Consider the following 18,944-nt stretch of genomic DNA (forward strand, 5'->3'; position numbering starts at 1 on the left):
AGCAAACTGTCTTTTGTGAACGATTCGTAGGCTGTGGTTCATTCAGCGGGGGGTGGATTCCATTACATCGTCTATTGCGGTCATACGGACGAAAATCAGGGACACGATCGAGGGGATATATCGGGTTTGGAGGGAATGGATTGGGAAATACCCTTTCATTGCCAAGTTGTATCACTTATTTTCCTGGCTTTCCCTACTTGTGCTCGTTATTAGTCTGGTACTGATCGAAGAATCACGGACCATGCTAGTTCAATATTTATGGTCTTTCTACGTATTGCTGCAATTTTGGCTGCTAAGCCGAAGCAAAACCGTTGCCTGGAAGCAGGTCAGCTTGTTTGTTCTCTCAGGGGTTCTTATGGTCATTCCCTTGACCAATGGGACCATGCAGGGACTTCATTTGATTTTTGGAGGACGGACTACCGATACATGGTCATTTGCCGTCATGACCCCGGTTGTTGAGGAAATTTACAAGCTATTGCCGCTGGGACTGTATTTGTTTTTTTCAAGAAGAGCCACGACGTTAAGCCTTAGCGATTATGTATTGTTAGGGGCTGCTCCCGGCATTGGCTTTCAATTTATGGAGGAGCTGTCGAGGCGCCTGGTCCAAAGCAATTACGGGGTGTCGTTTCTCGGCGGCAAAACGCTGCATTGGGAGTTCTTTGATTTATTTCCGGGCTACTTCGAGGAAAGTTTTATTCCGACCATGATGAATGTTACGCATCCTGTACATAGTGCCATGATCGCCCTTGGAATCGGCATCGCTTTCCGGTACGCCAAGCGTCTCTCTCGCTGGACCTATGCTTTTCCGGCTGTCCTTCTCCTCTGGGCGATCCTGAACCATGCGGCTTGGAATGGGCAGAATCGGCTGCCGGAGTGGATACTGACTCTTCATGAGTGGACCGGTGAAGGCTACCGAACCGAAGGCTTCTTCCTGCTCCTGTTGGTTGCAGGTTTGTTCATCGACTACTTTGATTTGCATCGAATCCGTGACCGTCTCCCGGTTCTGAAGGGTGAGGGCCTTATCAATCCATTAACGGAGTGTTGGCAGATGGCGCGGGCTCTCTTGACAGACCGGAAACGCCTAGGTTACCTGATGGCATTCTACCGAGAACGGCGCGAGCTCGGATATTCGTTATTATATGGCAATCTTGAAGCAGCAAACCAAAGGGATCAGATTCAGGAAAAGGTTAGACAGTATACTGCCGTTCTGGGAGCTATCGGCATCCTCATGCTTGCTGCAGGGATTCTCTCCGGTATCGGCACTTCGATGATCGCTGCTGACTCCTCCTGTTTCGCATGCTTGTTCGAATCACTCCAGAACTGGTGGGACCGGCTTAGCGGCTGGGAGCAAGCGGGTATCATACTGGGAGCCTTTGCCCTTTCGCTGCTGTTTGTCAGCTTCTGGCCTGCTCTTGGCATTGCCTTGACCGGCGCAGGCATTGCGGGTGGCGGACACGAGATTGCCGGATACATCCGCGACCCGAAAAAGCTGCTGTCCCCACAAAATGCGGCAGCTGCCGTGTTAGCCGTCATCCTCAGCCGCATTCCGATAGGTAAAGGGGTATCTTGGCTGTCCAATAAGCTGGGTCCCACTGCGAGAAGGTGGCTGGATACGCTTTCCGAGAAGCTAGGTTTGAAAACGCGCAATGAGCCGGATGTTCCCACTGGCGGAACTCGGAATCCGAAGCCGGACACTACGAATGAACAGCCGGAAGAGGCTCCGAGGAAGCCGGAGGAAGATAAGCCTGACAACGAAAAGCCGGATGAAAATAAGCCGAATGATAAACCGGATGAAGAAAAACCTGACGAAACGGAAGGAACCCCGCAAGAGGTACCGAGATATTCCGGAGAGCTGCAGAAGGTTAACAAGCCGGATGCTGCCGCGGATGCGCTTGCGGAGCGACTTGGCGGCGAATCGAGAATGAAGTTTGATTCCGACCCGATCGGCAGGGAATTCGACGCCATTAGCGATGAGTATGTTGCCCAGACCAAGCCTGCCCTGCAGCAGGTTAACAAAAAGGTCCGCGATCAAATGAAAGCGACCTTCGAAGCTGCGGAGCAGACCGGCAGAAAGGTCTATTATCATTTTGAAGGGGAGCCCGCCCAATCGGTTATTGACAAATTACATGAATACAGCCAAAGATATGGAATAGAAGTCCACATTGATACCGATCCATTATAACGACAAGGAGTGAGCATTCATGTATGAATTTCACGGCTGGGCTGCCATTCAGGAGAATCCTGCGGAGGCAGATGCCGGGCAGCTCGACATGATCATTCAGAAAATACAGCTTAAGATAACCGAATTTGCATGGGGAAGCGGCTTGTTATCCTTAAATGCGGCTAACGGCTCCTATTACCTTCATGTCGGAGGTTTTACGAACCGCAAGGGAGCCGAGGCTGCCGAGATCGAGGCGCTGTACCAATTGATCGGCGAAATCGCGCCCGGTTCATACGGTCTTCTGTATACCAGAGACGATGAGAATCTGGAAGGCTATGATAACGAATTCCGGGTTCAGGTGCTGGCACGCGGGCAGTTGAAGGAACAAAGCGATCCGTTTCTCTCCCCTTGCGTCCCGGTGATCGAAGACGAAGTCGATTAATGACATGATAACTAAAGTTAGATAATAAAAGAAATCCCGTTACTCGCTACGTCATGATGTTCTCATGGATGGCGGGTTACGGGATTTATGGTTTATCTGGATATGGATCATCTATTCAATGATGTAACTACATACTCTTTGCACAAATAGATTGTGATTGCCACTGTGACTTAAGCTCGTCCGTTCAATTCATCCATCGTTGCCTGTATGATGATCCGCAGGCCATTCAACATCGTTTCATGGGATAAAGTCGGCAATGACGGCTTCTCCACGGCCATCTCCGTCGATGCCGGAAAATGTACAAAACCGCCAATGGCAGACTTTTGCTTTAGGCGAATATCGTTCAAAATCGCATACATCGTATTATTGCAAATATACGTTCCGGCTGTATTAGATACCGCAGCTGGAATTCCCGCTTCCTTCAGCCTGTTGATCATCAAACGGATGGGAAGGGTTGAAAACAGTCCGTCCGGTCCATCGGCGTCTATCGGCTCATCTTGAGGTCTTGCCCCCCGATTATCCGAAATCGTCGATTCCGGCGGTATGTCCTTGATATTGATGGCGATGCGTTCCGGGGTAATGGCGGTCCGCCCACCCGCTACGCCGCAGGCAATGACCGCATCGGGCTCGTATGCCTTCATCTCTTGCAGCAGAATCTCCGCACACTCATCGTAATGTACGGGAAGAAGCAGCGTTCTGATCTCTGCGCCGGGGAAGGAAACGTGCTTGATGTCCTCAACCAGTCTCTCCGTTGGATTAACTGAGCTGCCGCCAAAAGGTTCAAAGCCTGAAATTAATATTTTTAGCATGTATCATATCTCCTGTACTCGTTTATGTAAACTGCCGGGTCACGAAAATCGTACCAGCTTTTATTATAGCAGTGCTTGAACGCTTACGCCTTCAGCTTCAAGCCGTGATCGCAAGGCGCTCGCGAATAGCGTTGCATGCGGTCCATCTCCATGAATGCAGACGGTATCTGCCGCAATGGGGATCACCTTGCCGCTCAGGGTAACTACCACTTTGTTTTTCACCATTCGGACTACTTGCGTGACCGCAGCTCCGGGATCGGTTATGATGGCATCCGGCAGATGTCTCGGCGTGAGTGTGCCGTCATCCTGGTAGGTACGATCCGCAAACACTTCACTTGCTGTGCGAAGCCCTGCCTTCTCCCCCGCTGCGATTAACTCGCTGCCTGCCAACCCATACAGAATGAGAGTTGGATCGATATCCTTGATTGCCGATGCAATCGCATCCGCAAGGGCTCTGGATGTCGCTGCCATATTATACAGGGCACCGTGAGGTTTTACATGCTGCAGCCCGGACCCTTCCTGTATCGCAAAAGCCATCAAAGCTCCAATCTGATAGGTTACCATATCATAAGCTTCGGCAGGCGTAATCTCCATTCTTCTTCTTCCGAAGCCGGCCAGATCGGGCAAGCCCGGGTGCGCGCCGATTGCGGCACCACTCTCGATCGCTTGACGGACCGTTGCCCGCATGACCGCCGGATCGCCTGCATGAAATCCGCAAGCGATGTTGGCCGAAGTTATACTGCGAAGAAGCTCCGTATCATTGCCTAACCTGTAAGCACCGTAGCTCTCTCCCATATCACAGTTCAGGTCCACTCGAACCATGCTGACTCACCACTCCTTTAATTTAAGCTTGATCATGGACTCCAACATTCGAAACTCCCGAACATGAGCCGTATAGAGCTGTTCTGCTTCAGCCAACGAAATACCCGCAAAGCGAATCGCTGCTCCAGGCGACAGCTGAGCGATCAGCGAAATATCGACGGTTGCCACTTGCGCAATTTTGGGGTACCCTCCAAGCGTCTGCCGATCCGCCATTAGAATGATGGGCTGGCCATCTGCAGGTACCTGTACCGTTCCAAGGGCCACCGGCTCGGATATATATTCCTTTTCATGGGTCAATTGAAGCAGCGGACCGGACAACCTGTAGCCCATACGGTCCGATTGCGGAGTTACGGTGAACCGTTCTCCGAACAGCGCCTGCTTGCTGCCGTCGTCAAAGTCATCATATTGACGCCCTTTCAGCACACGTATCAACGTCTCCTGTCCTGGACCAGGATACCTTTCAGCAGAGACGGCCCATTTTGCGGTGAGGAAACCGCCATAATCATCAAGGTATCGTTCAGACGAGACCACAGGAAGCATAGAAAGATGGGCATGCAGCGTATCCCCCGTCTTCAACGGCCTCCCTTCATACCCGCCGATTCCGGCCCTTAAATAGGTGCTGCTGCTGCCCATTACCTGGTTGACATCAAATCCGCCCGACACCGCCATATAAGCACGGCAACCCGATACCGGCTGTTGAAACCTCAGAACACGGCCTGCTTTGATCAACACGGGACGCCACATCGGAACCTTCACTCCTTCTATCGAGGGTGATAAATCCCCGCCGGTAATGGCAACCCACCGATCGCTATGAAATTCAACCGCAAATCCTGACCATGTAATTTCCAGAACGGCCTGATCATCCTCATTGCCAACTAGTCGATTGGCGATCCGATAAGCAGAGGTATCCATTGCTCCAGCCGTGATAATGCCGTATCTGCCGTAACCCCGTCTTCCCGCATCCTGAAGAGTCACAAGAAGTCCCGGCTTTATAACGGTTATACTCATAGACCCACTTCCCTTAACTGTTCGTATTCCTCCGCTTGAATAGGCCGAAACCGGATATATTGCCCGCTCTTCAACAGCGTTGGAGGCTCCGCTTCGGGACGAAATAAACCGAGCGGCGTCCGGCCGATAATCTGCCACCCACCCGGCGTTTCAATCGGATATATGCCGGTTTGCGTGCCGGCAATTCCTACGGATCCAGCCGGAATTTGCAGCCGGGGAGTCTGTTTCCTCGGTGTCGCAATCTGCTCCGGAACACCTCCAACATAGGGGAAGCCGGGCGCGAATCCAATGGCGTATACCAAGTAATCCTGCCCGGAATGAATACGAATGACATCCCTGGGGGTAAGGTGGTTCTGCTGAGCTACTTCATCCAGATCCGGCCCATAGTCGCCCCCATAACAAACCGGTATTTCAACAACCTCACATTTCGTGATGTTCTTCTCTTCAGCTCCCGCCTCCATCCGCTGCTCGAGCATCGAACAGACGTAAGCAAACACGGTATTGAATCCGTCCGGTTTGCCGATCTTATCATAATCATAGTAAACCGCTACGCTCGTATACGAAGGGATGCATTCGATCCAGCCTGGAAAAGGGTTCTGCTCTATTCGTCTCGTCATAGCCGTGACCTGGCGATGCACCTTCTCACTCACGATATTTTCGAATTGTATGTGAACAGCCGAATCCCCTAAAGGGAAGAACGAATAAGACTTGCTCATAGGACATTCTCCATTCCATATGTACTGCTGATTATCGTCAATATTGAATGATTATTCCTATGATAGCAGAGAAACAGGCATCCGTTGAATATGCAATTTTATTATTTGTCGATGGAATCAGGAACAGTTGACTCTGACGGATCAGGCCAAGCGTCCAATGCTGTATATCTGTATAATTTTAGGGAATGGTTGGCAAAATACTGAAGACGTACTTTGATAAGGAGGTGCCACCAACATGAGCCCACAAAGCCAGAACAGTAACGAACCGACAAAAGCAGAAGTTCAAACCACGAAATTGAACAAAATGCCGATTCCAGGTGAATTCGACACTGAGATTTCTGCCGAAGAAGCAGCCGAGGTGTTTCAACAGCAGCAGCCAAACGCTGGTCATAGCTCCGAGAACCAGCAATAATACAAGTAGAAGACCTCACGGAAGATCCGTTGTTCACAGGATCGTCCGTGAGGTCTTTTTAGGTGTCGGGTTTGTGGTTTAAATGAACCAACCACGAGACTTCATTTATGAGAGAAGAACACCCAGCCGAGCCCCGTATTCTTCCGTTTATATCCCCTTGGTGCCTAACCCCTTCGCTAGTTCGGCCAGATCATGCCCTTTCAGTGCGCCTTCCACCAGCTGCGGGAGAAGAGCAGGGGTGCATGCAAAGCAAGGTGTTCCGTCCCTGGACAGCAGCTTGGCTACCTGCTCATCATAGAACGGTTTTCCCTCGTCGGATAATGCGAGGAGGCACATCGTCTTGACTCCCGCTTCCCGCAGTTCACGCATTCGCCGGATCAGCCCGGCTTGATTGCCGCCTTCATACAGATCCGAAATGATAATAAACAGCGTTTTTTTCGGTTCTTCAATAAACTGCTCGCAATAAGCGACCGATTTATGAATATCCGTTCCGCCGCCAAGCTGGATGCCGAATAACATATCCACCGGATCATTGGCACACTGCTCCGTCAGGTCAACGACCTCCGTATCGAATACGACCACACGGGTGTCTAGCGAGGGGATGCTTGCAAATATGGATCCGATAACGGAAGCCCAGATCACGGATTCCGCCATGGAACCGCTCTGGTCGATATCCACAATAACGGTCCATTCTTTGCTCCGTCTTGCCCTGTCAAAATAATAAAAACGCTCCGGCACGATCTGCTTGCGGTCCGCATCATAATTTTTCAGATTTCGCTGTATCGTCCGCTTCCAGTCAATACCGCTGAGCGAAGGAAGCGGTGTATGCTGTCTGCGGTTTAAGGCCCCTGTCACAGCCCGGCGAATATCCTCCTGCAGACGCTGGACAAGCTCATCCACAACCGCCTTTACCAGCAGGCGCGCCGTATCCTTGGTTTTCTCGGGAATCTTCCCTTTCAGCGACAGCAGCGTGCCAACCAGCTGTATATCCGGCTTGACCGTAGCCAGAACCTCCGGTTCAAACAGCAGCTGCTTCCAGCCCTTTCGTTCCATGGCATCATTCTGGATAATGGACACCACGTCTTCGGGGAAAAAGGAGCGGACATCCCCCAGCCACTGCGCAAGCCGGGGAGCGGACTTTCCTTGCCCGGCTGCCCGCTGCCCCGCGGCCGCACTTCCGGCTTCCGCCCCGCCGTCCGTATTATCATAAATCGCGGCCAGCGCACGGTCCATAATCATCTCTTCCTCCGACAGCTGTATGCTTCCCCCGGGGTTATAGCCCGCTAGCTGAGGTTCGGCCGACTGGCCCAGAATGAGCCGCCAACGCGATATTTGGTTGGGTTCCGGTATGCAGCTCATCGCCTAAAAGTCCTCAAATTCAAAATCATTCAAGTCGTCAATCATCTTCGCTTCTTCCTCCTTCAGATCGCCGGTCAAAATCTCGGCAGCCTGCTCTGCATTCACACCCCATAGCTCGCCAAGCAGCTCGGCAATCATCGTCTTCTCCTTCGCCGAAAAGCTGCTGAACGCCCGGCGCAGAAAAACAAGCGCACGAGTGAATTCATCATCCTCCAGGGACTGGATGTATTCATTCAGCTGCTCCCACAGACTTAACCGCGAGAGAAGAGCATACCGGTTCCGCATCGATAAGCCTTCAAACCATCCTGCCCCCAAATCGGCCGGAATGCCGGGGGATAATCTCCGCGACACTTCTTCGGCACACTGCCGGGCGGAAATCGCATTCCGCTCCATCAATACCGCACATGCATATCCCGACAAACGGGCGTTCAGGTCATCTCTTTCGGACAAATGCCCGAGCTCTTGCAGCCAAAGTTCCTGGTCCACCTGCTCCGCATGCTCCAAGGCGACGCTGTTCAGCTCATTCATGGCGGTTATCATTGAGCCTGATACCTCGTCGCTGCACTGGCTGCCATCGAGCAGAAACAAGCAAGCGCGCATAAAGAGCTGCTGCAGCAGCGGTACAAGGGGCTCTGCATCCATCCGCCTGATCCCGCCATAACGGATCAGCACGGATAACTCCCGGGAAGCTGCCGCAATCTGAACGACATCGCGGCTGTCCACAGCAAGCTTTTGCAGGGTCTGCCGACCCGCTTCCATCTGATGAATCATCCCGCATTCATACGCGATACGAATCAGCGCAGAGGCTTCGGCAATCGAACTGCAGCCCGCCAGTTTTTGCTGGAGCCTATAAGCGGCAGCCACCTCTACCGTCTCACCCAGCAGCGTCGATTCAACGACCTGAATTTCAACCTCCGGCGTCCATTGCACAACCCAGTGCTCCGCCCATGCTCCTTGCTCCTGCCCGCTGGGTCTGGACTTAACAAATTCAATCCCCAGCAGCTTCAGGCGATGAAACAAAAAGGACCGGTTCAAATCGAGATACGCGGACTCTTTTGAAGCTACCCTCCGGTTCTCGCGCAAATCCAATATTAAATCGTTGGCTACAACCGATTTATACTTCTCCAGCTTCAGCCTCTTCAGCTGGCGGTTCAGGTCGTCCTGGATCGGGGTCTGGCTGACGCCTTCCGCCAGCTCGCCGATCGCCGTGCCGATCTCCACACGTGCAAGCTCCTCAGCCACGACCGCAAGCTCGCCGCGCCCTAGCAGTGTCTGGGCCGCATCCCGCATATCCCGAAGTGTCGGGAGACTGCCCCCGTGGAGCGCTGCCAGCGACTCCGCCAGCCGGACGGCTTCGATCACCTCCGCCGTGGAGCGGTGGGTGCCGTTCTTTCTCATCGAGCCCGCCACCATGGATAAATAATGATGCGGCAATTCCGCCAGAGAACCCTCCTGCATTCGTTCCCACATCATCTCAAAATAATGGGGAGCGATATTCCCGGCACCATAACCGGAAATGGACGACAGCTTATAATAGGAATATGGCATAAGCGTCAGCTTGGTTATCCGGGAAGGAAGCTGATTCAATTCCTCGTCGCTCATCGGGCTGGACAAATCGCGAAGGGCCGAGACATGATAAGCCCCGCACACGACTACGATGCGCTCGGGGTCATGCCCGGCCGCAATCGCTTCAACAATCTGGCGGCGCATATACGACTCCCGGACGGCATTGTAGGCGTATTCCACAGTATCCTCCCGCCGCTCTTTCTCCTCCGACAGCTCTCGCATCTCCATGGAAAAAGCCGATATGGATTGCCGGTAAGATCCTTCGCTCAAATTATGCTCGTAGCTCCGCTCCCAGTACATATCGTAATCGTATTCACCGGCAAGCTCGGCAATCCGCTCATATAGGGATTTTTCGTCCGGCCGACTTTCGTCCATCGGTCCAGCTGGTACCGAGTCGGAACCAAGTTCCTCGCCTTCAAGTTCTTTCACGCGCGTTTCGTCATCCGAGCTGCGGCGCAGATCCTGCAGACAGACGGCAGCAGATGAGGGCAGGTCGATAAATGCGGCATAAGCTCCGTGCTTCTGCGCCCATCTCATGGCCTGATATTCCGGGGAGTATACCGCAAAAGGCCACAGAATCGTTCGTACGGGCAGTTCTTCGGTAAACGCCAATATGGCTACCGGCGGCTTGGTTGTTGCCTGAGTCAGATTCCGTATTTCCCCGCTTGCATCCGACGGCCCTTCGATGAGCACGGCCGTGGGATTAATCTCATCCAGAAAGTCCAGTACATGCTTCGCACCGGCGGGCGACAAATGCCGAACTCCAAAAACATGTATGCCGGCAGCATTCACTGGTTGATCTCCTTGCATGCGTTATATAAGCCCCGCCACTCCGCTCCGCGTTTTTTCATAATGTTATCAAGATATTCCTTCCATACGAGCCGGTCTTTATCATCGTCCTTCACAATCGCCCCTTGAAGTCCCGCTGCCAAGTCCTCGTCCGTCAGCTCACCGCTGCCAAAGCTCGCTGCCAGCGCCATGCTGTTCGTCAGGAGCGATATCGCTTCAGCCGTCGAGATCACTCCGGCCGGGGACTTCACCTTTTCCTTTTTATCCAGCGTCATGCCGCTGCGCAGCTCACGAAAGATCGTCACGACCTTAAGCAGTGCTTCATCTGCGGGAGCAGCAGCCTGCAGATCATAAGAGGAGGCAATCTCCGACACCCGTTTCTTTACGATTTCAATTTCGGTATTCAGATCCGCTGGAGCGGGAAGAACGATAATATTGAAACGGCGCTTGAGCGCAGTGGACATCTCATTGACCCCGCGGTCTCTTGTATTTGCAGTGGCGATAATAGAGAATCCTTTCCGCGCGTTCATTTCTTTACCGAGCTCAAGCACCGATATCGTCTTTTCCGACAAAATGGAGATCAGTGCATCCTGTACCTCGGAGGCGCAGCGGGAAATCTCTTCGAAGCGGGCTATCCCTCCCGCTTCCATCGCCCGCATGATCGGACTCTGCACCAACGCTTCGGGAGTCGGGCCTTGAGCGAGCAGCATGGCATAGTTCCAGGAATAACGGACATGCTCTTCACTCGTTCCTGCCGTTCCCTGAACGACGAGACCGGAATTCCCGTAGATCGCTGCGGCCAAATTTTCGGACAGCCAGGATTTGGCTGTACCTGGTTCCCCGATCAATAATAGAGCACGGTCGGTGACCAAGGTAGCGACCGCCATCTCGATCAGCCGCTTGTTCCCGATATATTTAGGCGTGATTTCCGTTTTGCCTGCCTTGCCGCCAACAATGAATTTGAGTACGGATTGAGGCGACATCTGCCATCCGGCTGGAATGTTTCCCGAATCCTCCTTACGCAATGCTTCCAGCTCGTGACGGAACAGTAATTCCGCGGGCTGCCGCATGATATCTTGTAATTGCTCTTGTCCAGCTGCCATGGGCTATTCACTCCTTTAATTTTCTTGCTCCTTCATCATCCGGAGGATGTAACGAAGCTGATCCTCGGCGTTGTCCCGAAAGTTGCCTTGCACCGCAAGAACGCGATCATAATACATTGCCGGTAATCGGCAAAGCTGCTTGAATATAAAAGGTTCAATCATGTAGCAGTCCTGATTGCGCTTATCCTCCAGTGCGACCACGATCGCTTCAAATAACGCCTCATCCTTCATGCCGGAGCGAACAAGCCCCATAATGATCAAATTGGCAAAACGGTTGCGGAATTCCGGCGAGTTCTTCAGTTTCGCCAGTAAATACGACTCGGCTCCGTGATGTCCCCGGCGGGCGAACGCGCTTACCAGCGCAAGCTCATCCTGCTCGATAAACAGCTCAAGCCATCTGTCATCCCAGCTTGCTTGCAGCTGCTCCTGCGGAAGCATTTCCACGTAATACGTGTAACTTTCCTTCCCCGTAAACGGCATAACTTCCTCATACGGTTTATACTGCCTATGGATAACCATATCTGACAGGGTGTCCAGAAGCCTTTTTCGTTCCTTGGCCGCGTTGCCAAGCGACGAAGAGCCGAAACCTTGCAGCAGAACGTCCTTGTATTGTTCATATACGCGGTCCGGCGGCAGCACGCGCGCGGCTTTTTGGAATACCTCGCGGACATATGAGCTGCTATGTCTGTATTGCTCCAAATCGTTCTCCGCGTTTTGGCGAAGCAGTTCCCTGGCTTCCTCGGAATCTACACGATTCATGTAAATGACCGCTTCATTCATAAGGTATGCCCAGCCCAAAGACTTGATATATAAGGAATACTGCTGAAGCACGTTCCGGTACAGGTCTTCGAGAGCAGAACTTTGTTTATCGTGCAGTGCCCACAAGCAGCGCTTCACCTTGCTCCAGCTCTCCTCCAGCTTTGACTTGTCATCCTGAAATTCGGAAACCGCTTGAAGCTCGGCGGACATGTCTCGTACAAGCCAATCCGTCAACAAGGCGGAGCGGCATTTGCCAAGGGCAGGGTTAACCAGCTCTTGGTCTTTTCCTTGAGCGGCTTCATACAATCGCTCCACAGCCTGCTCCGAACCGTTCTCTGCAAGCGCGTCGTATGCGGCTTCGCGGATAACTTTCTTCTTACTATTACTCCATTCCATCAGATCAGCTTCATACTCTTCGTAGCGGGCAAGCAATTTGATCGCCATGCACCTCACCTCATCGCTGCCGATCTCGGCTGCTTGTCGGATCAGCTCCGCTATTTCCCTGCCGCCAGTTTGGGCCATCACCTTCAGCTTGCGCGACTCCGACTTTCCGCCCGCGGGATTAAAGCTTTCCATTAGAAATGGAAGGATTTCCGGTCCATACGACGGCAAGATCTCATTGGCCGCTAGCTCGCCAATCTCCACATAAGGGTCATTCAACGCTTCAATCGCAAGGTATACCAGCCGGAAATCACGGAACAAGCCCTCCTTCCATGCTTCTTCTATGATCTCGTAACGGCCGCCGCCCGTTGTAGTCAGCGCTGTCTGTACAGCGGAAAGCTTGCGGAAGGATAAATTAGATGACAGTGAAACCGAATGATGGTCTACCGGATGGAGCTCTCCTTCAGGGGCTGTTGTTCCTTGTGTATGCAGCACGGAGCTCAGCAGCTGGTTCAAATCCTGAAGCAGCTGAGCCGATGAAGTCTCCTTCCCGGATTCCGGTTCGATTAAAGCGCTGATCCCTTCACCCAATCTCTTGAACACGGGAGCGCGCTCTCCCAGCTGCTGAAACTGCGGCAGCAGCCTCTTGAGGCGAAAGTCGCCGGCTGCGAGTTCGCTGCCGGCAATATATAAACGCCTAACCTCCTGGTTAAGCTCCTGCAGTAATGCCGTACTCATGGTCGTTCCTCCTTCGTTATCCCTGCTCAGTACAACAGCCGGATGATTTCGTTATTCGTAACAAGGGTCAGCGGCTGCGCCAAGAGTCGGCCCGTCGTCAGGCTGTGCTCAAACATAACCAGCATGGAGACGCCGCTCAGCTTCTCCTCCGGCAAATACCGCAGCATCGGGACCGTCGACTGTAAAAATACGTCGCCAAGGGCAATCGACTGTCCGGCTTCATCCGTGATGGCGTACTGACCTTCGTCGTTCCGGCTGATCCGGGAAACATGTAGCAGCATCACGGGATGGCTGTCAGCCAGCGGATTTTTCAGCTGGTTCTTCACCTTTTTAACTGCGTCAGCATAAGAGTTCGCCGCATATTCGTGAATCCAAACGAAATCCTCCGCTGTCAACGGAATTGAAGCCATCTCTTCAAAGCGGACTCGTCGGTTCATATCCCCCGGATAACGATAAAGCACTGGGACTCGGGCTTTTTCGAAAAAGCTGTCTTCCTCACGCATAAGCTTGGCGGCCTTATAGGGACGGTACTGAATCGTTCGGTGAATTTCGCCGCTGTCCTTCTGAATCCAGTATCCGATATCCACATGCTCCAGCCGTGCATCGTCGGCATAACTCAGAAAGGAAAGCTGTATCAACTCCGCCTCTTCACTTGCGAGTCCGAAGCTTTGCAGCTCCGTCAGCTGCCAGGCGTGCCCCAGCCATTCCTCAATCGTCGACTCATGGTCCAGCGCCATATCCGGATCCTCAAGCTTTGAAGTCAGGTATTGTCTGCCTTTTTTAATGATTGCGTTCATAACAGCAAGCTGCCCCACCGCATATGTATAAGCTTTCTCCTGGTCTTTGTCTGACAGCACCAACGCCAGGCGGCGAAGTTCCGACTGAGCACCCGATAAATAATAGTTGCCCATCTGCTTTACATGTTCCTGGATCAGCTTTTGTTCCTTTTTATCCAATGTTCCTAATCCGTTCCGGATCAACGAGTGGATCAGCCTCTCTAATACGTCCAGGCCCTCCAGCTGCGCATTGATTTTCTTTTTTAATGCCGATTTGTTGACCTTCTTCGGTTTGGGCGCTGCCCCTTCGGTTGTTTCTTTGAGCTTACGCTCTTCCCGCTTCTCCGCTTTCTCCCGTTTGGCGGCCAAATCCTCCGGCACCTCAGCGGGTGTAAACGATGCTCCGCCTGCATACGCATAGAGCAGACCAAGCACATGCTTGCACGGAAACTGCCGACTCGGGCAAGTACACCGCATAACCGGCTTATCCGGTACCGCAAAATCAGCGGACGGCTGGTAATCGGAACTTCCGCTGCCAGCACATGTGCCGAAAAGTACGGCATGATCCACCGTATGATGGAGCTGCAGAAACCGTCCTTTTTTGACAAGACCCTGCCCATTCTTTATGGCCGCGCTATTCGGTGCTTGCGAATCGATCCATGACTCTGTAATCTCAACCAAACTCATACCCTCCTAAATCAAGTCGCTGCCGGTCATGCACAGCAAAATTATCCACTACTTTTAATCATATCGAATCTGGGCCTCCCTCCCTACCCTTCTTAAGACCTATTTAAGAACACTCATTCCTATTTACTCAATCATCCTCATCCTTTATTGGATGATAAAGGAAACTGCATTAAGCGGAAGTTTTTCTTGCGAGATAAGGATGCTACGCCTTGGAAGTTTATGCTTTCTTATCTCTAAAAAAAAGAGCCGGCATAACCGGCTCTTCAGAAATCGATATCGTCATTAATCTTTTCTTACTTGATACCGCCCTGTTCTAACCTCGAGAATATATTCTTCAGGGAAAGGCATGCCGGATTCCAGGGCATCCTGTACGGCTTGTTCAATAGGGTAAGGCACGCGAATAAATTGAATGTTGAGAGGAGCCGGATCTTCGCTGTCATAGATTCCATCCAAAATGACATAGGAGGCCTCAGGCATTTCAAGGGGATTGCCAACGCTGCCGGTATTAAATAGCGTTCTCCCGTCCAGATGCTGGTGATATGCATTATGAATATCCCCGTAACCAGCAACGTCCGCGATTCTCGGATCCCCGCCCAGCGGGGAACTGTGAAACAAGGTTTCAAGCTTCTCCTGGCCATCCCATGGTTGTATTCGCTCGTACACGCTGCGGGGCGATGCATGAAACAACCGGATCCATTTACCGCTCATCATGAACTCAAGGATATACGGAAGATCGGCAAGATATTGAAGCCTCTCGCTTCCGAGTCTATGCTGATGCCATAGGAGGACCGGATCATCGGTTTCCTTACCTATAAAGTCGTCCCAATTCCCCTTGATGACATGCTGGCAATGGGTTCTCACCATATCAACCGCGATATCTCCGTGCGGGCCCTTGCCAATCAAGTCGCCCAGGCAGTAGATGGTTTCGATTCTGCGCTGTCTGATATCCTTCAGAACGGCTTCCAGCGCAGGGATGTTTCCGTGAATGTCGGAGATCAATGCAATTTGCGTCAATGAACCCGCCTCCAAGCTTCGTTTATTTCGAATTGCTGTGGTTATGGCTAAGTGAATCCCTTAATTCATCATATGCGTCTCGAAGCCAGGGATGGACTACCTTCAGCAATTCACGTCGATTCCATAAGTATTGAATATATTCGAATGCCGCATGATCCAGCGAGATTTGCAGCTGGTCCGTAACCTCCTCTGAATACGGGGGGATTCCCGTTTGATCCCATTCCAATTTGTCAGCGACGAACAGTACCTTGTCTAGCAAAGAAGCCTTGGATCTCAACGTCGTATGGCAACCAACAGCGTTCAATATTTCCGGTTCTGTAATCTTGAACAAATCCTCAGCCATATATGCCGATATTTTCTGATGGACGATCATGGGAAATAACTCTTCTTCGGGCAATACTTCCAAACCGATCTCACGGGATACTTGAATGCGGACATGATTCGGAAAAACGGCACTAATATCATGCAGATACCCGGCATATTCAGCAGCGTTCGGATCGGCACCATAGAGAATTGCAATTCTGCGGGCTTCCTCCCCCACTTTAAGCACATGCTCTGCTGTTTTTAGGCATTGGTGTTTCTGCAGAAAGCGGACCACGTCATTTCTAAGATTTCCGGTGAGATCGTGTCCCCCAAGCTCACGGTAGGAGCTGATCATCAAGCGATGCTTACGCGGGTCATTCACTCTTTTCACCTCACCCAATTCCTTGAATTTACCAATCTAGCACTTCATTTTCCATACAATATTAACTTATACTGAGAATAGTTTGAAGCTATTATACAAGAAAGTCAAAGAAAGGAGGTCATCCGATTCTACGCATCATCGACCAAACCCATTCGTGCAGATGATGCGGGATATCAACGTTGAGTAAGACATAACGAACCTATTGGAAGGAGGAAGCAATGATATATTAGGAAAGAATTGATCGATCCGTGATATGGCCCCCGGTTTGTCCATTTATTATTCCTTAATATGGAATGTTTCGATTTTTAGTCTAATGTTTATTAACGTAATCATATATTTTACTCACGCGAGCTTGGTAACTGAATAAGATTTAAGCATCACCGACTTCACCACGTTAGGAGGCTGACGATAGTGAATACACGCAGGATGGTTAGCTTGGGGTTACTGATTCTTGTTATGATCATCAGTGGTTGCACGGGAAATGCTTCCACTGAAAAAACGAAAACGCTTACACTCTGGTACTGGAACCGAAGCCTGGACGATGAGCTGATTAAGTCTGTTGAAAAGGAATTCCCGGGGATTCGAATCGATGCGCAAAAAATCGGTGGCGACTTCAAATCGAAGCTAAAGACAACGCTGGCGGCCGGTTCCGGAGGACCGGACATCGTCGCTTTTAACGACTGGGTGGCAGAGCTGTTTACGAGCTCGGACCGTTTCTACGATCTGTATGAGCTGGGCGCCAAGGATATTGAGCCGGATTTCCTTGATTGGAAATGGAAGCTTGGCGTTACCCCGGAAGGCACCATGATTGCCCTTCCGATCGATACGGGGCCAACGGCCCTATATTACAGGGCCGATTTGTTCGGGGAAGCCGGGCTGCCAACCGAACCGGAAGAGGTACACGCGCAGCTTGGCACGTGGGATCAATACTTCGAAGCCGGGCAGAAGCTGCAGGAGCATTTTGATCAAAAAGTGAAAATGCTCGACAACATCACCAACATTTACACGCAAATGAATGCTCAGTCTGAACGCATATATTTTGCCGAGGACAATACGTTTATCGGCGAAACTCCCAAGTCCTCCATGAAAACGGCGTGGGATACGGCGGTGAAGGCTTCCCAGATGAAGCTAAGCGCCAACGCCAATACGTCTTCCTCCGAATGGAATGCCGCCATGAACAATGGACGGGTCGCTTCCTTTGTCGGTGCGGTGTGGATGAAGGAAATATTGATGCAGGCGGCGCCGGATACCAGCGGCAAGTGGAGAGTAGCACGCGCCCCTGGCGGGGACGGCAACAATGGCGGCTCCTTCCTGGCCATTATGAAGACGAGTAAATATCCGCAAGAAGCATTTGAAGTGATGAAATATATTCAGAGTCCGGAAAATCAGGTTCACTCCTTTAAGAAAATCAACCTCTTCCCTTCCGCCAAAGACGCGCTGGATGCCCCCGTGATGAAGGAGCCCGAGGAATTTTTCGGGAATCAGGCAACTGGCGAGGTGTTCTCAGAATCTGCGCGTAACGTCAAACCTGCTTATTTCGGTGGTAAATTCGCTAATGTAAACGGCATTGTCAATCGAGAGCTGTCATCCGTTGCGCTCCAGGGCAAAAATCCTGATAAAGCCTGGGCAGACGCGCTGGCCAGAGTCAAAAAAGAACTCCTGCGCTGACCAAGGTTCTTGTTTTGCGAGGTATGGCTTTCCGATTGTTAGGAGTACTTAAATACCAACCGCTACAGGAGGTACAGTACGATGGATAATCCAATGCTGAATCGCACGCCCGTGGAACAGAAGCCTGTTCCTAAACATCCGAAATCTCAAGACCGACTGTCTGCACAGATATGGAAACACCGCAAAGAATATTTGGCGATCTCCCCATTTTACATTCTATTTGCCATATTCGGCCTTTTCCCGATTGCCTTCTCGATGTTCCTGTCCTTTCAGAAATGGGACGGCATCGGGGAGATGACCTATAACGGGCTGGGCAACTACCAATTCATGCTCACCGATCCGGAATTCTGGAGAGCCGTCGGCAACACGCTGCTCATCTGGATTTACTCCACGATACCGATGCTGTTTATCGCGCTGGTCGTTGCCTTCCTGCTTAATGCATCATTTGTCCGGTTCCGCACGTTCTTCCGGATCGGCTATTTCCTGCCGAACGTCACCTCACTCGTGGCGGTTGCCATCGTGTTCGGCACCGTATTCTCGAACAATTACGGCCTTCTCAACTATATGCTGTCCCTGCTCGGCCTGAACTCCATCGAGTGGTTGAATAAGACATGGGGCATACAGCTCGCCATTTCGGTCATGGTCATATGGAGATGGGCAGGGTATAACGCCATTATCTATCTTGCCGGGCTTCAGAGCATCCCGACCGTCCTGTACGAAGCAGCCAAGATCGACGGAGCCTCCGGCATTCAATCCTTTTTCAAAATCACCATTCCCAATCTTAGGCCCATCATTCTCTTCACGGTCATTACCTCGACCATCGGCGGCATGCAGATCTTCACCGAACCGCAGGTGCTTGTTGGCAATGATGGTGGCGTCAGCGGCGGCGGTATGACCATCGTCCTCTACCTGTACCGTGAAGCCTTCGTGAATAACTATTTCGGATATGGCGCTGCCGTCGGCTGGGGAATGTTCCTGCTCATAGCGATCTTTTCCATCGTGAACTGGAAAATGGTGCAGGGCAGTCCGTCCAATGACTGAAATGGGGG

16 protein-coding genes are annotated in these 18,944 nt (G+C 51.7%); 5 read left to right on the forward strand and 11 right to left on the reverse strand.

Translation table 11 applies throughout. The annotated features are described in order from the left end of the window. The first annotated feature begins 52 nt into the window (after positions 1-52). Positions 53-2,182: a restriction endonuclease fold toxin gene (locus tag MKY82_RS20030; RefSeq protein ID WP_339294222.1), complete on the forward strand. Its 2,130-nt coding sequence runs from the start codon at positions 53-55 to the stop codon at positions 2,180-2,182. Positions 2,183-2,201: 19 nt separating this feature from the next. Beyond that, complete coding sequence (locus MKY82_RS20035) at positions 2,202-2,603, forward strand: immunity 7 family protein (RefSeq protein ID WP_339294223.1); 402 nt, start codon at positions 2,202-2,204, stop codon at positions 2,601-2,603. A gap of 170 nt (positions 2,604-2,773) precedes the next feature. On the opposite strand, the gene MKY82_RS20040 is transcribed toward MKY82_RS20035, so the two are convergent. From MKY82_RS20040 to pxpB, 4 genes are all read right to left on the reverse strand, one after another. Beyond that, positions 2,774-3,412 carry a pyroglutamyl-peptidase I gene (locus tag MKY82_RS20040; protein WP_339294224.1) on the reverse strand — a complete coding sequence of 213 codons (639 nt, stop codon included), beginning with the start codon at positions 3,410-3,412 and terminating at the stop codon, positions 2,774-2,776. A gap of 63 nt (positions 3,413-3,475) precedes the next feature. Next, complete coding sequence (locus MKY82_RS20045; RefSeq protein WP_194543324.1) at positions 3,476-4,234, reverse strand: 5-oxoprolinase subunit PxpA; 759 nt, start codon at positions 4,232-4,234, stop codon at positions 3,476-3,478. Positions 4,235-4,240: 6 nt separating this feature from the next. Beyond that, positions 4,241-5,242, reverse strand: a complete 1,002-nt coding sequence (locus MKY82_RS20050; RefSeq protein ID WP_339294225.1) for a biotin-dependent carboxyltransferase family protein — start codon at positions 5,240-5,242, stop codon at positions 4,241-4,243. Then, positions 5,239-5,958, reverse strand: coding sequence for a 5-oxoprolinase subunit PxpB (pxpB, locus tag MKY82_RS20055; protein ID WP_339294226.1), 720 nt, complete (start codon positions 5,956-5,958; stop codon positions 5,239-5,241). Before pxpB ends, MKY82_RS20050 begins: the two co-directional genes overlap by 4 nt. Before the next feature lie 235 nt (positions 5,959-6,193). Between pxpB and MKY82_RS20060 the strand changes: the two genes are divergently transcribed. Continuing rightward, positions 6,194-6,370: a hypothetical protein gene (locus MKY82_RS20060; protein ID WP_339294227.1), complete on the forward strand. Its 177-nt coding sequence runs from the start codon at positions 6,194-6,196 to the stop codon at positions 6,368-6,370. A 147-nt stretch (positions 6,371-6,517) separates the two neighbouring features. Here MKY82_RS20060 and MKY82_RS20065 read toward each other — a convergent pair whose 3' ends face one another. From MKY82_RS20065 to yqeK, 7 genes are all read right to left on the reverse strand, one after another. Further along, positions 6,518-7,729 (reverse strand): VWA domain-containing protein, encoded by a 1,212-nt coding sequence (locus tag MKY82_RS20065; RefSeq protein ID WP_339294228.1) that lies wholly within the window; start codon positions 7,727-7,729, stop codon positions 6,518-6,520. Positions 7,730-7,732: 3 nt separating this feature from the next. After that, positions 7,733-10,087 (reverse strand): DUF5682 family protein, encoded by a 2,355-nt coding sequence (locus MKY82_RS20070; RefSeq protein WP_339294229.1) that lies wholly within the window; start codon positions 10,085-10,087, stop codon positions 7,733-7,735. Continuing rightward, positions 10,084-11,187, reverse strand: coding sequence for an AAA family ATPase (locus tag MKY82_RS20075; RefSeq protein WP_339294230.1), 1,104 nt, complete (start codon positions 11,185-11,187; stop codon positions 10,084-10,086). The genes MKY82_RS20070 and MKY82_RS20075 overlap by 4 nt, the downstream gene beginning before the upstream one ends. Positions 11,188-11,202: 15 nt before the next feature. Then, entirely contained in the window at positions 11,203-13,065 is a 1,863-nt protein-coding gene (locus tag MKY82_RS20080) for a HEAT repeat domain-containing protein (RefSeq protein WP_339294231.1), read from the reverse strand. A gap of 26 nt (positions 13,066-13,091) precedes the next feature. Next, positions 13,092-14,522, reverse strand: coding sequence for an SWIM zinc finger family protein (locus tag MKY82_RS20085; RefSeq protein ID WP_339294232.1), 1,431 nt, complete (start codon positions 14,520-14,522; stop codon positions 13,092-13,094). 288 nt (positions 14,523-14,810) lie between these two features. Continuing rightward, complete coding sequence (locus tag MKY82_RS20090) at positions 14,811-15,542, reverse strand: metallophosphoesterase family protein (RefSeq protein ID WP_194543332.1); 732 nt, start codon at positions 15,540-15,542, stop codon at positions 14,811-14,813. A gap of 22 nt (positions 15,543-15,564) precedes the next feature. Beyond that, positions 15,565-16,200: a bis(5'-nucleosyl)-tetraphosphatase (symmetrical) YqeK gene (gene yqeK / locus MKY82_RS20095; RefSeq protein ID WP_339296702.1), complete on the reverse strand. Its 636-nt coding sequence runs from the start codon at positions 16,198-16,200 to the stop codon at positions 15,565-15,567. A 438-nt stretch (positions 16,201-16,638) separates the two neighbouring features. Between yqeK and MKY82_RS20100 the strand changes: the two genes are divergently transcribed. Together MKY82_RS20100 and MKY82_RS20105 are read left to right on the forward strand one after the other, a co-directional pair. Continuing rightward, on the forward strand, positions 16,639-17,895 hold the full coding sequence (locus MKY82_RS20100; protein ID WP_339294233.1) for an extracellular solute-binding protein: 1,257 nt from the start codon (positions 16,639-16,641) through the stop codon (positions 17,893-17,895). Between the two features lie 81 nt (positions 17,896-17,976). Further along, the gene (locus tag MKY82_RS20105) at positions 17,977-18,936 is read left to right on the forward strand and encodes a sugar ABC transporter permease (protein ID WP_071220399.1); all 960 of its coding nucleotides are present in this window, start codon (positions 17,977-17,979) and stop codon (positions 18,934-18,936) included. The last annotated feature ends 8 nt before the right edge of the window (positions 18,937-18,944 follow it).

Origin of the sequence: Paenibacillus sp. FSL W7-1279 (assembly GCF_037969845.1) — a bacterium.
Classification (GTDB): Bacteria; Bacillota; Bacilli; order Paenibacillales; family Paenibacillaceae; genus Paenibacillus_AQ.

What these genes read in the sequence shown, in the direction of transcription:
- MKY82_RS20040 (WP_339294224.1), bottom strand. Translation starts at nt 3,412, where the DNA reads ATGCTAAAAATATTAATTTCAGGCTTTGAACCTTTTGGCGGCAGCTCA.
- MKY82_RS20050 (WP_339294225.1), bottom strand. Translation starts at nt 5,242, where the DNA reads ATGAGTATAACCGTTATAAAGCCGGGACTTCTTGTGACTCTTCAGGAT.
- MKY82_RS20075 (WP_339294230.1), bottom strand. Translation starts at nt 11,187, where the DNA reads ATGGCAGCTGGACAAGAGCAATTACAAGATATCATGCGGCAGCCCGCG.
- yqeK (WP_339296702.1), bottom strand. Translation starts at nt 16,200, where the DNA reads ATGATCAGCTCCTACCGTGAGCTTGGGGGACACGATCTCACCGGAAAT.
- MKY82_RS20105 (WP_071220399.1), top strand. Translation starts at nt 17,977, where the DNA reads ATGGATAATCCAATGCTGAATCGCACGCCCGTGGAACAGAAGCCTGTT.
- MKY82_RS20035 (WP_339294223.1), top strand. Translation starts at nt 2,202, where the DNA reads ATGTATGAATTTCACGGCTGGGCTGCCATTCAGGAGAATCCTGCGGAG.
- MKY82_RS20080 (WP_339294231.1), bottom strand. Translation starts at nt 13,065, where the DNA reads ATGAGTACGGCATTACTGCAGGAGCTTAACCAGGAGGTTAGGCGTTTA.
- MKY82_RS20065 (WP_339294228.1), bottom strand. Translation starts at nt 7,729, where the DNA reads ATGAGCTGCATACCGGAACCCAACCAAATATCGCGTTGGCGGCTCATT.
- MKY82_RS20060 (WP_339294227.1), top strand. Translation starts at nt 6,194, where the DNA reads ATGAGCCCACAAAGCCAGAACAGTAACGAACCGACAAAAGCAGAAGTT.
- pxpB (WP_339294226.1), bottom strand. Translation starts at nt 5,958, where the DNA reads ATGAGCAAGTCTTATTCGTTCTTCCCTTTAGGGGATTCGGCTGTTCAC.
- MKY82_RS20045 (WP_194543324.1), bottom strand. Translation starts at nt 4,234, where the DNA reads ATGGTTCGAGTGGACCTGAACTGTGATATGGGAGAGAGCTACGGTGCT.